Genomic DNA, 13725 nt, shown 5'->3' on the forward strand with positions numbered 1-13725 from the left:
CACGAATCACAAGCCCTGCCTCCCATGCCGCGAGTATGACCCGCGGCACCGAGGACGAGCGATCACACCCGGTAGTTCGGCGCCTCTTCCGTGACGACCACGTCGTGCACGTGCGACTCGCGCAGACCCTGCGCGCTCTGCCGCACGAACTTCGCCTTCGTGCGCAGCTCGCCGATCGTCCGGCACCCGGTGTAGCCCATGCCCGCCCGCAGGCCGCCGACCAGCTGGTACACCACGCTCGAGAGCGTCCCGCGGTACGGCACGCGACCCTCGATGCCCTCGGGCACCAGCTTGCCCGGGTCCTCCACGTCGGCCTGCGCGTAGCGGTCCTTGCTGCCCTTCCGCATCGCGCCGAGCGAGCCCATCCCGCGGTACTGCTTGTAGCTGCGGCCCTGGTACAGCACGACCTGCCCGGGGGTCTCGTCGGTGCCCGCGAAGAGCGAGCCGACCATGATGCACTCCGCGCCCGCCGCGATCGCCTTCACCACGTCGCCGCTGAACTTGATCCCGCCGTCCGCGATCACCGGCACGTCGTGCTTCGCCGCCGCGCGCGCGCAGTCGCTGATCGCCGTGATCTGCGGCACGCCCACGCCCGCCACGATGCGCGTCGTGCAGATCGAGCCGGGCCCGATGCCCACCTTGATCGCGTCGGCGCCCGCCTGGATCAGCGCCTCGGTCGCCTCGGCCGTCGCGATGTTGCCCGCGACGAGCTGCACGTGCGGGTGCTCCTTCTTCGTCTGCCGCACCGCATCGATCACGCCCTTGCTGTGGCCGTGCGCGGTGTCGATCACCAGCACGTCCACGCCCGCCGCGACCAGCGCCGCCGCGCGCTCCTCGCGATCCTTGCCGACGCCGATCGCCGCCGCGCAGCGCAGGCGCCCGTGCTCGTCCTTGATCGCGCCGGGATAGCGCTCGGCCTGCAGCAGATCCTTGATCGTGATGAGCCCGACGAGCTCGCCCTCGTCGCCCACCACCAGGAGCTTCTCGATCCGGTTCGCGTGGAGCAGCTCGCGCGCTCGCTCCTGCGACACGCCGATCGGCACCGTCACGAGCTTGCGCGTCATCAGCGTCTCGACGGGCTGCGCGAGGTTCTTCTCGAAGCGCACGTCGCGGCTGGTGAGGATGCCGACCAGCTTGCCCGCCTTCACCACCGGCAGGCCCGAGATGTCGTGCCGGCGCATCGTGTCGAACGCGTCGTTGAGCGAGCGGTCGGGCTCGATGGTGACCGGGTCGAGCACCATGCCGCTTTCGGCGCGCTTCACCTTGAGCACCTCGCGCGCCTGCTCGTCCGGCGTGAGGTTCTTGTGCAGCACGCCGAGCCCACCGTTGCGCGCCATCGTCACCGCGGTCTTCCACTCGGTGACCGTGTCCATCGCGCTCGAGAGGATCGGAATGTTCAGCTTCAGATCGCGCGTGAGGCGCGTGCGGACATCCGCGTCGTGCGGGAGGAAGTCCGAGTACCCCGGCTGCAGCAGGACGTCGTCGAAAGTCAGCGCAAGGCGCGGGGTTTCATCGAGCACGGCGGGCCTCCCTTTCGGAATGGCGGGCGAGTATAGGGCGCACCCCCCGCACCCGCGAGCGGGGGCGTGCGCGATCGCGATGCGTGGCCCAGCGCCTCGCTCACGCCGGCTGATCCCGATGGATCGTCGGCCTCCACCAACGCTTCGGTCGGCGCTCGGGCTCGGCCTCGCGGAGCACCGCCTCCAGCGCGCGCCTCAGCTCGGGAGGCACCTCCTCGCCGCGCTGCGCCAAGCGCGCGAGCAACGCGAGCGTCACGACCTCGCGCCGCCTGGCCAGCGCGTCCTTCATCTCCATGCGCCGCGATCTCCGGGTCAGCCACACCGCGAACGCGACCAGCCCGAGCACCCCGCCGAACACCAGCAGATCGAGCAGCTGCGCGCTGCGCCGGACCGCACGCTGGAGGGACTCCACCATGCCCCGCGGGTCACGCCCCTCGGCCTGGCGCGCGAGCTTCGCTTCGCGCAACGCGCTCGAGGTGCCGCGCACCGACTCCGCCGACACCGCGCGCACCGTCGCCCGCAGCAGCTCCTGGGTCTCGGGATCGCGCAGGATGCTGCGCAGCGTCGGGCCGGCCTCCTCGCGCAGCGTGCCCGCGGCCGAGGCGATCACCCGATCCGTCACGTCGGAGAGACCCTCCGCGAGACGATCGCGGCTCGCCCGCGTGACGAGCTCGCGCGTCGCGGCGTCGACGCTCTGCCGCACCGTCGACGTCATGACCGGCGTGAGCTCGCGATCGATCGCGGTCGCGACCGCCGCCACGATGCGCTGGGCGAGGTCCTCGATCGCCGCCGAGACGCGCGCGGCGCGCTCCTCTTCACCGAGCGCGTCGAGGGTGCCGTCGGCGAGCAGCGCGGCCAGCTGCCGCACGCCGTCGCGCACCTCGGGGGCGTCGAACACCTCGGCCGCGAGCGCGCGCGTGTCCTCTTGCGCCAGCGTGCGGAGCGTCTCGTGGATCAGCGGCTCGGGCATCTCGGTGGCGACGCTGCGGGCCACCGGCGCGCACGCCGATGCCAGCACCAGGGTTGCCGCGATCGTCCCGCACCGCATCGCGAATGGCGGGAGCAATCCGAGGACCGCGCTCTTCCCGCGAGGCAGCGCGCCTCAGCGGCTCGCCTACCGTCCGCGCGCTCCGGAGGGCTCAGGGCTCGCGCTGCAGATGCTCGGCGGCGTCGTGCCGGCCCTGCTTGATCACGCCGCCCGGGATCGCGGCCACGATCGACTCGAGCGTCGCGCCGGGCAGGCGCGCTGCGTCGTGCACGCGGCGCTCGATCTCGTCGGGGTCGTCGTTGCCGAGCATCCACTCCGCGTAGCGGCGATCGCCGTCGGCCACGATGATGCGCATGCCCGGCATGCGGATGAAGCGATCGACGTGCAGCGCCATGAGCACGATCATCGACGCGCGCGCTCACCCGACAACACAGGCGAGCGCGCGCTCCGATCGCTCAGCGGCAGGTCTGGGCGCGCGGCACCGTCTGGGGCTGGCAGGTGAGCGGCTGGCAAACGGTCACCCACTGGCCCACCGCGCCGCACGGCGCGACCGCGCCGCTCCAGCCCGACGTCATCGAGCACGAGAGCGAGCCCGAGCAGCGCCCGACGATCGGGTCCGACGACTGCACCGTGCCGTCGCGCACGCGCCCCAGCGCCCGTCGTCGTCCTCGAGCGTGACCGGCCCGTCCTCGCGCACGAAGAAGCGATAGGTCGCGGTCGTCGTGCTCTCGGCGACGATCGAGATCGTGCGCGGGTTCTCCGGGCACCACGGGGCGCGCGCGGAAACGGGGAGCGACCTGGAATCGTCCAGGGCGAGCCGTGGTATCTCCCGCGCCCATGAGCCACCAGCCCACGGTCCACCTCGAGCGCGACGAGCACGGCGTCGTCACGCTGATCCTCGACGACGCGAAGCGCCGCAACGCGATGACACCCGAGCTCGGCGATGCGCTCGCGGCGCGGGTGCGCGAGCTGGTGAAGGACGAGACGGTGCGCGCGGTGGTGCTCACCGGCGCGGGCGGCGCGTTCTCGGGGGGCGGCGATCTCGCGATGCTCGAGCGGCTCCGCACCGTGAGCGCCGCGGAGGCCGAGTCGTTCATGCTCGACTTCTACGCGCGCTACCTGTCGATCACGCAGCTCGGGGTGCCGACCCTCGCCGCGATCGAAGGACCGGCGATCGGCGCGGGGCTCTGCGTGGCGCTGGCCTGCGATCTCTGCGTCGTCGACGAGGACGCGAAGCTCGCGCTCAACTTCGCGAAGCTCGGCCTCCACCCCGGCATGGGCGCGACCTACCTCGCGCCGCTGCGAGCCGGCCCGATGCGGGGCGCCGAGCTGCTCTACACCGGGCGCCGCTTCGACGGGCGCGAGGCAGTACGGCTGGGCCTCGCGCTCGAAGCGGTGAAGGCGAGCGACGTGCGCGCGCGAGCCGTCACGATCGCGCGTGAGATCGCCAGCGCCGCGCCGCTCGCGATCCGCGGGCTGCATCGGGTGATGGGCATCGATCGCGGCGCGCTGATGGCCGCGCTCGCCCACGAAGCGCGCGAGCAGGCGGTGAGCTACGCGAGCGCGGATCTCGGCGAAGGCTTGAAGGCCGCGAGCGAGAAGCGCGCGCCGAAGTTCGCGGGCCGCTGAGTGGACGCGCGCCGACATCCCTGAGATCGTCCGCGCATGCGCGCTGTCCTGCTGTCTGCGCTGATCCTCCTGAGCGGCTGTCACGAGGCCCGCGTCGCCGAGAGCGATGCGGGCGCGCTCGAGCCCGACGCCCCGCGCCCACCCGAGGGGCCAGTCCCCGAGCACTGCGAGCTCGATTGGATCGTCGAGCGCGCTGCGCGTGCCGACGCACTGCCGTCCGCCGATCTCGCCATCGCCGAGGGCGAGGTCGTCATCGCGCGGCTCTCGGGCCTCGATCCGACGACGGTCGGCGACACCGTGACCCTCGGGGTGAGCGCCGGGGGCGACCTCGCGTTCGAGCGAACGTTCTCGATCGGTCTCGAGCTGCTCCAGGTCGGCGGGCACGTCGTCGTCCAGCGCACCGATCGGTCCTCCGATTCCCACCGCATCGAGTGGGTCGCGCTCGATCCGCGGACCGGCGCCGACCGCAGCGCGCTCGCGCGCATCGACGTGGCGCCCGGGGTCGACGTCTTCGCGCGCTCGATGCTCGCGATCGGCGGCGGCCGCTACCTCGTCGAGGGGTGGGTCATGGGTGAGCTCGTCGACCGAGAGGGCCGGGCGACGTCGTTCCCCGATCGGTCGAACGCGCTGCTGCTGGTCGACGAGGCGGGGCTGGTCCGCGCCACGTCCATCGAGGGCTTCAGGCTCTGGCTCTCGAGCGCGGGCGAGCAGGTCGTCGCGATCGTCGAGGCCGCGGCTCCGGGGTGCGTCTTCGACGCGTGCTTCGGAGCGGGCACCACGCGGCTGCAGCTGCGCGGCGACGGCTCGGCGTCGCCGCTGGCTCCGCTCTCGTCGTGGGCGGGTCTCCGGGAGTACCGCCACGCCGGCAGCGAGTCGTTCGCGATCGCGTCGTACGACCACGTCACGGCGTTCGGCGACGACGGCGCGGAGCGGTGGTCCGAGGCGCTGCCGGCGCGCTTCAACCTCTGGGATCTCGAGCTCGACCTCGCGCGGCGGAGGGTCGTGGCGTTGACGTCGATCGGGACCGACGAGTCGTGGAGCTACGCCGGCCGCGCCATCGAGACCGGCCCCGCGACGCGCGAGCTGTTCCTCGAGATCGACGCCGATGACGGCTCGCCGCGGCGGTGGTGGTCGATGGCCACGGAGATCGGCAGGTCGGGCGCGATGGAGTGGGCGCTCGGCGCGTCGGGACGGTTCTACGTCGCTGGCAACGCCCAGCCCGAGGTCGAGCTCTGCGGCCGCGTGATCCGCGACGCGGTGTTCGTCGCAGCGCTCCGACCCTGAGCCGTCGCGAGCGAGTACCATCGCGCGCCAAGGGGGCTCTGCCATGACTCGCTCGTTCGCCGCTCGTGATCTGATCTCACTGCCGTCCGTCACCGCCGAGGACGCGTACGCGCTCGCTTCGCAGCTCTTGACCGAGGCCCGCGAGGCCCGCGCTCCCGCCGCCGTCGGCGATCGCCTCGACTCGCTCGAGGCCGCGCGAGGCCTGCTCTCCGCGCAGCTCCTCAGCCGCCGCGTCGGCCCGGGCGTCAATCCCCTCTCCGCGGTCGAGGCCGATCGCGCGCTCGACGACGCCTGGGGCCTCATGAGCCAGTGGCTCGGCGCGTTCCGACGCCTCGACGACCTCCTGCAGGCATCGGAGGTCGCCGAGCTCCACAGCTTCCTCTTCGGCGAGGGCCTCACGTTCCTCTCGCTCAAGTTCAAGGCCGAGTGGACCGCGTCGGAGACGCGCGTCACCGCGCTCCGCACCCGCCGCAACGAGGATCTCGTGCGCGCGCTCGGCGGCGGGCCCTTCCTCGATCGCCTCTTCGCGGCGCACGCGCGCTACGGCGAGGCGCTCGGGATCACCGCGCCGGCGCCGGTCGCGAACGACACCAAGGTGCGGGAGGCGCTCGACGGCGTGCTCGACGCGATCCGCGACTACGTCGTCGCGGTCGCGAGCACCGTGCGCCGCGATCGGCCGGCCACCGTGAAGCGCGCCGACCAGCTCCTCCGCCCGCTCACCGAGTGGCAGAGCGAGCCGCGCGAGGCCCCGACCGGAGGGGATCCCCCGCCCGCGACGTGATCGATCGGGGGCTCTGGACCCCGAGAGGGTCAAGACAACGGCACGCGTGTCGACCGACGTTGGCCTCAGGGGTCGACCGAACGGCACGCGTGTCGATCGTTCGGGGGTAGCCACCCCCAATCATCGAGATCGATCCCGTCGAGACGCCCCCCGCGGGGTCGACCGAACGACACCCGTGTCGATCGTTCGGGGGTAGCCGCCCCCAACTACCGGGATCGATCCCGTCAGCGCGACCCCTCGGGGGCTTTTTCTCGGTTGCCCCCAGTGATCCCGAGCCCTGCGGCGGCGCCGTGATCATCGTGGACGGGCACCAGCCGCGAGCGCGCGGTCGGTGGCTGGGTCGCGGCGGCCGCCGCGACGCAGGAAGCTCCGGTCACTCTCGCTCCGTAGACCGCAGCGCATGATCATCTACGGCACGCGGATGTATGGGCGGGTCGACGAGATGCCCGAGGGCTACGTCGCCACGCAGTTCGTGCACATCTGGTTCGTCCCGCTCGTCCCGCTGAGCAGCATGCTGGTCACCGACGACTCGAACGACCGCAGCGTGCGCGGCGTGAAGCTCGGGTGGAGCGGCAAGTCGATCCTCGCCGCGTATCTGCGGGCCGGCGGCGTGCTCGCGACGATCGTGTTCCTCGGCTTCGCGATCATCACCGCGCTCTCGATGCTCGACGGCGGCATGGAGCATCTCTTCCAGCGCTGGGATTACTACTCGCAGTCCTGGGTGATCGACTGGACGACGCTGATCGCGCTGCCGTTCTCGTTCGGCGCCGCGATCTTCTCGGCGCTCGTCGTGTGGGGCAGCTACAAGCTGCTCGGCCCGTGCAGCGAAGCGCGCCGCCGCATGCTGCTCGAGGCCGCGACCCAGCGCCGCTGAGCGTCCACACAATCGGCTCGCCGCCGGTCCCTCCCGTGCGCGCGCTCCGCGCGCTCCCGTCCGGGACCGTCGGACGAGCACTCCGGCAGGGGCTTACTTCGCTCGGCGCCGCACCGCGTACCCGTACTGCGTCGGCCACGACTGCTCTTCGTCGAACGCGTGCTGGGCGCGCAGCATCCAGTAGGGCTCGCGCAGCAGCTCGCGTCCCAGCAGCACGAGGTCGGCGTCGCCGCCGGTGATGACCTCGTCCGCCTGGTGCGCATCGGTGATGAGGCCCACCGCCCCGGTCGCGATGTCCGCGTCGTCCCGGATGCGCCGCGCGAACGGCACCTGGTAGCCGCGCGCGACCGGGATCTTCGCGACCGGCGTCATGCCGCCCGACGAGACGTCGATCACGTCGACGCCTCGCACCTTGAGGCGCTTCGCGAGCTCGACCGAGCCCTCGACGTCCCAGCCTCCCTCGATCCAGTCGGTCGCGCTGAGGCGCACGAAGAGCGGCAGCTCCGGAGGCATCACCGCGCGGAATCGCTCCGCGACGCGCAGCACGAGCCGCATGCGGTTGTCGAGGCTGCCGCCGTACGCGTCGGTGCGCCGGTTGCTGATCGGCGAGAGGAACTCGTGCAGCAGATAGCCGTGCGCCGAGTGGATCTCGAGCACGCGGAACCCCGCGTCGAGCGCGCGCCGCGCCGCGGCCTCGAAGGCGTCGACGAGCGCGTCGATCTCCTGCTCGTCGAGCTCGTGCGGCATCGGGCTCTGCGCGTCGAAGGGGATCGCGCTCGGCGCCACCGGCTGCCATCCGCCGTCGCTCGCCGCGACCGCGCCTCCGCCGTGCCAGGGCGGCGCCGTGCTCGCCTTGCGTCCCGCGTGCGCGAGCTGGATCCCCGGCACCGCGCCCTGTGACTCGACGAAGCGCGCGATGCGCGCGAGCGGCTCGACGTGGGCGTCGCTCCAGAGCCCGAGATCGTTCGGCGAGATGCGCCCGTCGGGGGTGATCGCGGTCGCCTCGACCATCACCAGCGCCGCGCCGCCGACCGCGCGGCTGCCGAGGTGCACGAGGTGCCAGTCGTTCGCGAAGCCGTCGCGCGCGCTGTACTGGCACATCGGCGACATCACGACGCGATGCCGCAGCGTGACGCCGCGCATCGTGTAGGGCGTGAGCAGATCGATCTCCGGGACCTCGCGATCGTGCTGCGTGTCGGCGCGGCAGCCGTGTCCCGTCGGAGCCTCTCGCGCGAGCTCGCTCATCGTCGTCCTCCGTCGCCCGCCGACGGAGCAAGCGCCGCGCCCGGTTGACGCGGCCCCCGGGGCGCGACGACGCTCGCGCACATGGACGAACGCTGGCTCGCGCACCTCGTCGCGTCGCGCGCGCAGACGCTCGAGGACGTCGCGGCCGCAGGCCTCTCGACGGTCGCGATCCTGTCGGGCGACGCCGCGCCCGATCCGGTGCTCGACGCGCTCGCCGCCGACGCGCTGGAGCGCGGCTTCGCGATCGCGACGTGCTCGCTCGCCGACGGAGGGCTGCACGATCTCGACGTCGTGGTGGGCAAGCTCGCGTCGTCGCTGCGGCTGCCGGGCACGGATCCCGGGCGCCGTCATGGGCTGGTGGTCGCGCTCGATGCGTTCGTGGCGAAGCACAAGAAGCACGCCGAGGAGCGCTTCGAGGCGCTCGCCGAGGAAGAGGCGCTGGCGGGCGAGCTGCGCGTGCTCGCGTCGCAGTACCTCGCGGCAGCGACCGGGCGCACCGAGGCGCGTCGGCTCCACGCGTGGCTGGGCGGCAAGGAGGTCCCGACCGAGCTCGCGATGCGCCCGCTCGCGGCGCGCACCGCGAAGCGCGCGCTCGCGCAGCTGACGCGTCTGGCGCGGGTGCTCGGTGCGCGCGGGACCCGCGTCGTGCTGCGCGACGCCGAGGCGCTGGTCGATCTGAGCGGCGGCCGTCGCGACGTCGCGTACACGGTGCTGCGCGAGCTGGTCGACAACGCCGACGGCGGGCGGGGCACCGTCGCGACCGAGATCCTGGTGGTGGGCAGCGGCGCGCTCGATCGTCGCGCCCACTCGCTCACCGAGCATCCGGCGCTCGCGTCGCGCATCGCGCCGGTGTTGCCGCCGGGATTGCCGGTGCCGCACCAGAGCTGGCTCTCGCTCGAGCCGCCGGTCGACATCGATCGCGACGCGCCGAGCGTGCGTGCGATCGAGGGCAAGCGCGCGGGCGCGATGCGCGCGCTGGTGCGGGTCGCGCAGGGCCTGCCGCCGCTCGAGGCGATCGCCGAGCTGACGGTGGGGATGGACGAGGTCGACGCGCGCATCGAGCAGCTCTTCGCGCACGCGTCGAACGACGGCTCGGTGTTCGCGGTGCTCGTCGGCGAGTACGGCGCGGGCAAGACCCACCACCTGCTGCACATGGAGGCGCGGGCGCTCGCGGATCAGCGGCCGGTGCTGCGACTGGCGGTGGAGCGGCTCGACGAGGATCTCGGCAACCCGCAGCGTCATCTGCGGCGACTGATCGAGAACGCAGCGCTGCCGCTTCGACGGCGCGCGACCCCGATCGATCGGCTCGAGGGCTGGCTGCGCACCCCGGCGACACGGAAGCGACTGCGCGCGTCGCTGGACGCGATCGCGCAGGGGGACAGCGACGCGGCGCGCGCGGCGGAGCGATGTCTGCGCGGTGCCGAGGCGGGCGAGCTCGAGGACGCGGCGGTGATGGAGACGCTGGGCGCGCTCGACCTCGAGACCAAGCCGGGCAACCCGTCGTACCGCAAGGACGCGTACGGGCGCCTGCTGCTGTGGCTCGATCTGCTGGCGCGGCTCGAGGGGTGCGAGGGCCCGGTGCTGATCCTCGACGAGGCGGAGAACCTCTATCGCGCGGGGGTGTCGCGCGCGGAGCGGAGGACGGCGCTGCGCTCGCTGGGGTTCTACTGCGGCGGCGCGCTGCCGCGGGCGTGCGTGGTGCTCGCGGTGACGCCCGACACGCTGGGCGCGCTGCGCGAGGAAGCGGCGGAGCTGCTCGACCAGATCGAGGCGCAGTCGACGCTGCTGCCGACGGAGGACGTGGCGATGCTGCGGCGGAGGCTGCTGCGCGCCCGGCCGATCCCGGTGACGAAGCTGGGGCGCGAGGGCCTGGCGACGCTGGCGGAGCAGGCGCACCGGCTCGCGAAGGACGTGCACGGCAAGCGGGTGGAGCGAGCGCGCGACGAGGACACGATCGCGAAGGTGGTGCGCGAGGCGAGGACCCCGCGCGAGCTGCTGCGCCGGGTGGTGATGCAGGGCGAGCGCGCGGCGTGGCTCGGGGAGTGATCGGGGCACTCAACCTGGGTGGCGGAACGCGGCGCGGCACGCCCGCTGTCGCCGCACGTGGCTGACGGCCCGTCAGGCGGTCGCCGCCGGCCCCGCCAACCCACGTTGAGTATTCTCGTATTTCGTGCTCGGAACACCCGGCACGCGACGTGCGCATCCGCGCCGCCATGACCCAACCCCGCCTGATCGAGCCCGACGCCGTCTACCTCATCACGCGCCGGGCCGTGCGCCGCCATCACCTGTTCGCGCCCGATCCGCGGATGAACCGAATCTTCCTCTACACGCTCGCGGTCGCCGCGAAGCGGGCCGGGGTCCGCGTCCATGCCGCCGTGCTGATGAGCACTCACGAGCACCTCGTCGTCTCCGATCCCGACGGCCGTCTCCCCGAGCTCCTCCACTACCTGCACCGCCACGTCGCGCTCGCGACGAAGGTCCTGCGTCGCTGGGAGGGCTCCGTGTGGGACCACGAGCCGACGAGCGTCGTCGAGCTCCGCACACCGAACGCGGTCGTCGAGAAGATCGCGTACGCGATCGCCAACCCCGTCGCCGCATGCCTCGTTCCGCGCGCGAAGGACTGGCCCGGCGTCACGACGCGCCCACACGAGCTCGGAAGGGCGACGTGGCGCATCGAACGTCCGACCGAGTACTTCGGCCGCGATGACGACAAATGGCCGCCCTTCATCGAGCTGCACCTCGAGGTGCCCCGCGCCGCCCGCCAGCTCGAGGTCACCGACGACGCGTTTCGGGAGCTCGTGGCTCACGAGGTCGCAGCGCTCGAGTCGACCGCGCGCGCTCGAGCCCGCGAGGCCGGCGGAACGTTCCTCGGCGCCGACCGCTGCGCCAAGCTCTCGCCGTTCCGCCGTGCGACCTCGCGGGAGCCCATCCGCGACACGAACCCCACGTTCGCCGTCGGGCGCGGCAACCACGTTGCATGGCGCGAGTGCGCGGAGCGCGTCCGCGCATTTCGCACAGCCTACCGTCGAGCGCGCGAAGGCTGGCGCCGCGGCCGGCGCGACGTTCCGTTCCCAGTCGGTACGTGGCTGATGCGCGAGGAGCACGCGGCGTTGATCTCCGCCGCGTGACCCCGAGACGCTACTGCAGCGTGACCGCCGCGCTCTCCGCGCTCTGCCCCGAGCGCGTCTGCACCCGGAACGTCGCCGTCCCCATCATCCGCCGGTGCACGTTCAGCTCGAGCTCGACCGGCGACGCGCGACGCACCCGCACCCGCTGTCCGCCGAACGTCACCCACTGATCGTTCGGCCGCGCGCCGAACCCGTGACCGCGCACGATCACGGTGCAGCCCTGGCGCACGCACCCGCGGCTCTCGACCGACGTGATCGCCATCCCGCCCGGCGGCGGCGTGACGTCGACCCGCGGGCTCGCCTCGCGACCGTCCGCGGTGCGCACCGCGAGCGCGCCGCTCGACGCGCCCATCGGCACCACCACGCGGATCTCCGCGCTGCTCACGAACGTGTAGGGCACCGGCGTCGGCACGCCCGCGAAGCGCACCTCCATGCCCGTCGGGGTGAACCCGCTGCCGCGGATCGTCAGCCACTGCCCGGGGTACGCGTTCGCCGGCTCGAGGCCGCTCACCGTGAACGCGCCGAGCACGTTGAAGACCTGCTGGCTCTGCGCGCTGCCCTGCAGGCGCACCGTGACCCGCAGCTGCCCGCTGGTCGCGCCCTCGGGGATCACCGCCTCGATGCGCTGATCGGTCACCGAGCGCAGCTGCATGCGCCGATCACCGATCGCCGCCTCCACGAGCGCCGCGTTGTTGCCGAAGCTCGCGCCGTGGATCGTCACCACGCTCCCCGGCAGGCCCTGCGCCGGCTCGAAGCGCGCGATGAACGGCGGGGTCGTGACGACGAACGGCTGGCCCGAGCGCGCCGTGCCCGCGTTCTGCACCTCGACCTGGATCGGCCCGCTCGCCGCCGCCGGCATGCGCACGCGCAGCTGGGTCGGCGCCGCCGCGATCACCTGCGCCGCGACGCCCGAGATCGACACCCGGTTCTGCGCCGCGACCGGGCTGAAGCCGCTGCCGGTGATCACGACCTCGGTGCCCACACCGCCGCTGCGAGGCTGGAAGTCGGCGATCGCCGGCGCGCTGAGCACGCTGAACACGCCGCTCGATCGCACCGGCCCGACGCCGTTCACGATCACCGAGATCGGCCCGCTGGCCGCGCCCTGCGGGATCTCGACGACGATCTCCTGGGCCGAGAGCCCGCGCACGACGCCGGGCACGTTGCCGAAGATCACCTGCACGACCCGAACGTCGGTGCCGAAGTTGCTGCCGCGCACCCGCACCATCGAGCCCGGCGGGCCCGCGGGCGGATCGAACGACGCGACCACCGGCGCGGCCTGCACCACGAACGGCGTCGACGAGTACGCGCGCCCGGTGCGCCGGATGTCGACCATGATCACGCCGCTCGTCGCGGAGGGCGGCACCTCGATCACGATCGCGGTCGGCGACGCGCTCACGACGCGCACCGCGGTGTTGCCGATGAAGACCTGCTGGGCGCGCGGCGAGCTGTGGAAGCCGCTGCCGCTGATCGTGACCTGGGTGCCGGGCGCGCCGACCGCGGGCGAGAACCCGGTGATCGCGAGCGGCACGCCGATCTGCAGATCGAAGGGCGCGACGGTCTCTCCCGAGCCCGCGACGCGCACCGTGAAGCGCCCGGTCTGCGCGGTCGGCGGCACGATCACGACGAGCTCGTTCGGCGTCGCCGTGCGCACCACCACCCCGACGCCCCCCAGCGTCACGAGGTTCTCGGTGATGCGCGGCGAGAAGTTCTCTCCGACGATCCGCACCTCGGCGCCCGGCGCGACGGCGCGCGGCTGGAGGTCGGTGATCACCGGCGGCGGCGCGGCGGCGAGCACCCGGAACTCCGGGCCGATCGTGGTGGTGATGCCGGGCACCTCGACTGCGATGCGACCGCTCTGCGCGCCCTGCGGGATGCGCAGGGTCCAGCGGTTCGGCATCTGCGAGAGCACCTCGACCGGCTGTCCCGCGAGGCGCACCTGCTGCCCGGGCCGGAAGTAGCGGCCGATCATCTGCACCACGGTGCCCGGCGGCCCCGACGTGGGCTCGAGCCGCTCGATCACCGGCGGCGGCTGCTCGACCTGCGCGTGCGCCGGCGGCGCGATCAGGGCGGCGAAGAGCGCGAGCACGAAGGGGAGGGCGCGAAGGATGATTCTCATGCAATGCCTCGAAGAGCGGGCCTCGGGGGAAGGGCGCGCGAGCATACGACGCCTCGGTCGCGCGGCGCTCGAACGCGGACGGTCCGCTCGAAGCCAGTCGACGTGCGCTCGTCGCGATCGATTTCGTCGCGCGAGGACCTTGCGCGGAGATCCCTTCGTC

At 72.9% G+C, this 13725-nt stretch carries 12 protein-coding genes; 6 read left to right on the forward strand and 6 right to left on the reverse strand.

What is annotated here, in order from left to right:
• Positions 1–62: 62 nt before the first annotated feature.
• The 4 genes from guaB to I5071_RS45000 all read right to left on the reverse strand — a co-directional run bounded on the left by guaB (position 63) and on the right by I5071_RS45000 (position 3152).
• Entirely contained in the window at positions 63–1520 is a 1458-nt protein-coding gene (gene guaB, locus I5071_RS44985; RefSeq protein ID WP_236519616.1) for an IMP dehydrogenase, read from the reverse strand.
• Positions 1521–1620: 100 nt separating this feature from the next.
• On the reverse strand, positions 1621–2514 hold the full coding sequence (locus I5071_RS44990) for a hypothetical protein (RefSeq protein WP_236519617.1): 894 nt from the start codon (positions 2512–2514) through the stop codon (positions 1621–1623).
• A gap of 145 nt (positions 2515–2659) precedes the next feature.
• Positions 2660–2914: a hypothetical protein gene (locus tag I5071_RS44995; RefSeq protein WP_236519618.1), complete on the reverse strand. Its 255-nt coding sequence runs from the start codon at positions 2912–2914 to the stop codon at positions 2660–2662.
• A gap of 49 nt (positions 2915–2963) precedes the next feature.
• A complete protein-coding gene (locus tag I5071_RS45000; protein ID WP_236519619.1) occupies positions 2964–3152 on the reverse strand; it encodes a hypothetical protein in 189 nt (62 codons plus the stop codon).
• A gap of 193 nt (positions 3153–3345) precedes the next feature.
• Here I5071_RS45000 and I5071_RS45005 point away from each other — a divergent pair, with 193 nt between their 5' ends.
• The 4 genes from I5071_RS45005 (at position 3346) to I5071_RS45020 (ending at position 7076) form a co-directional block, all read left to right on the forward strand.
• Positions 3346–4137 carry an enoyl-CoA hydratase/isomerase family protein gene (locus I5071_RS45005; RefSeq protein ID WP_236519620.1) on the forward strand — a complete coding sequence of 264 codons (792 nt, stop codon included), beginning with the start codon at positions 3346–3348 and terminating at the stop codon, positions 4135–4137.
• 36 nt (positions 4138–4173) lie between these two features.
• Entirely contained in the window at positions 4174–5421 is a 1248-nt protein-coding gene (locus I5071_RS45010; RefSeq protein WP_236519621.1) for a hypothetical protein, read from the forward strand.
• Positions 5422–5464: 43 nt separating this feature from the next.
• On the forward strand, positions 5465–6202 hold the full coding sequence (locus tag I5071_RS45015) for a hypothetical protein (RefSeq protein ID WP_236519622.1): 738 nt from the start codon (positions 5465–5467) through the stop codon (positions 6200–6202).
• 400 nt (positions 6203–6602) lie between these two features.
• The gene (locus tag I5071_RS45020) at positions 6603–7076 is read left to right on the forward strand and encodes a hypothetical protein (protein WP_236519623.1); all 474 of its coding nucleotides are present in this window, start codon (positions 6603–6605) and stop codon (positions 7074–7076) included.
• Between the two features lie 93 nt (positions 7077–7169).
• Here I5071_RS45020 and I5071_RS45025 read toward each other — a convergent pair whose 3' ends face one another.
• Positions 7170–8321 (reverse strand): NADH:flavin oxidoreductase/NADH oxidase, encoded by a 1152-nt coding sequence (locus tag I5071_RS45025; RefSeq protein ID WP_329611122.1) that lies wholly within the window; start codon positions 8319–8321, stop codon positions 7170–7172.
• Between the two features lie 81 nt (positions 8322–8402).
• Between I5071_RS45025 and I5071_RS45030 the strand changes: the two genes are divergently transcribed.
• Entirely contained in the window at positions 8403–10367 is a 1965-nt protein-coding gene (locus I5071_RS45030) for a BREX system ATP-binding domain-containing protein (RefSeq protein WP_236519624.1), read from the forward strand.
• 167 nt (positions 10368–10534) lie between these two features.
• Complete coding sequence (locus I5071_RS45035; RefSeq protein WP_236519625.1) at positions 10535–11449, forward strand: transposase; 915 nt, start codon at positions 10535–10537, stop codon at positions 11447–11449.
• 10 nt (positions 11450–11459) lie between these two features.
• Here the strand turns inward: I5071_RS45035 and I5071_RS45040 are convergent, their stop codons facing one another.
• The gene (locus I5071_RS45040; RefSeq protein WP_236519627.1) at positions 11460–13565 is read right to left on the reverse strand and encodes an IPT/TIG domain-containing protein; all 2106 of its coding nucleotides are present in this window, start codon (positions 13563–13565) and stop codon (positions 11460–11462) included.
• Between the last annotated feature and the right edge of the window lie 160 nt (positions 13566–13725).

The sequence above is a fragment of the Sandaracinus amylolyticus genome, assembly GCF_021631985.1.
Lineage (GTDB): Bacteria > Myxococcota_A > Polyangia > Polyangiales > Sandaracinaceae > Sandaracinus > Sandaracinus amylolyticus_A.

What these genes read in the sequence shown, in the direction of transcription:
- I5071_RS44995 (WP_236519618.1), bottom strand. Translation starts at nt 2,914, where the DNA reads ATGATCGTGCTCATGGCGCTGCACGTCGATCGCTTCATCCGCATGCCG.
- I5071_RS45025 (WP_329611122.1), bottom strand. Translation starts at nt 8,321, where the DNA reads ATGAGCGAGCTCGCGCGAGAGGCTCCGACGGGACACGGCTGCCGCGCC.
- I5071_RS45020 (WP_236519623.1), top strand. Translation starts at nt 6,603, where the DNA reads ATGATCATCTACGGCACGCGGATGTATGGGCGGGTCGACGAGATGCCC.
- I5071_RS45030 (WP_236519624.1), top strand. Translation starts at nt 8,403, where the DNA reads ATGGACGAACGCTGGCTCGCGCACCTCGTCGCGTCGCGCGCGCAGACG.
- I5071_RS45040 (WP_236519627.1), bottom strand. Translation starts at nt 13,565, where the DNA reads ATGAGAATCATCCTTCGCGCCCTCCCCTTCGTGCTCGCGCTCTTCGCC.
- I5071_RS45035 (WP_236519625.1), top strand. Translation starts at nt 10,535, where the DNA reads ATGACCCAACCCCGCCTGATCGAGCCCGACGCCGTCTACCTCATCACG.
- I5071_RS45010 (WP_236519621.1), top strand. Translation starts at nt 4,174, where the DNA reads ATGCGCGCTGTCCTGCTGTCTGCGCTGATCCTCCTGAGCGGCTGTCAC.
- I5071_RS45015 (WP_236519622.1), top strand. Translation starts at nt 5,465, where the DNA reads ATGACTCGCTCGTTCGCCGCTCGTGATCTGATCTCACTGCCGTCCGTC.
- I5071_RS45005 (WP_236519620.1), top strand. Translation starts at nt 3,346, where the DNA reads ATGAGCCACCAGCCCACGGTCCACCTCGAGCGCGACGAGCACGGCGTC.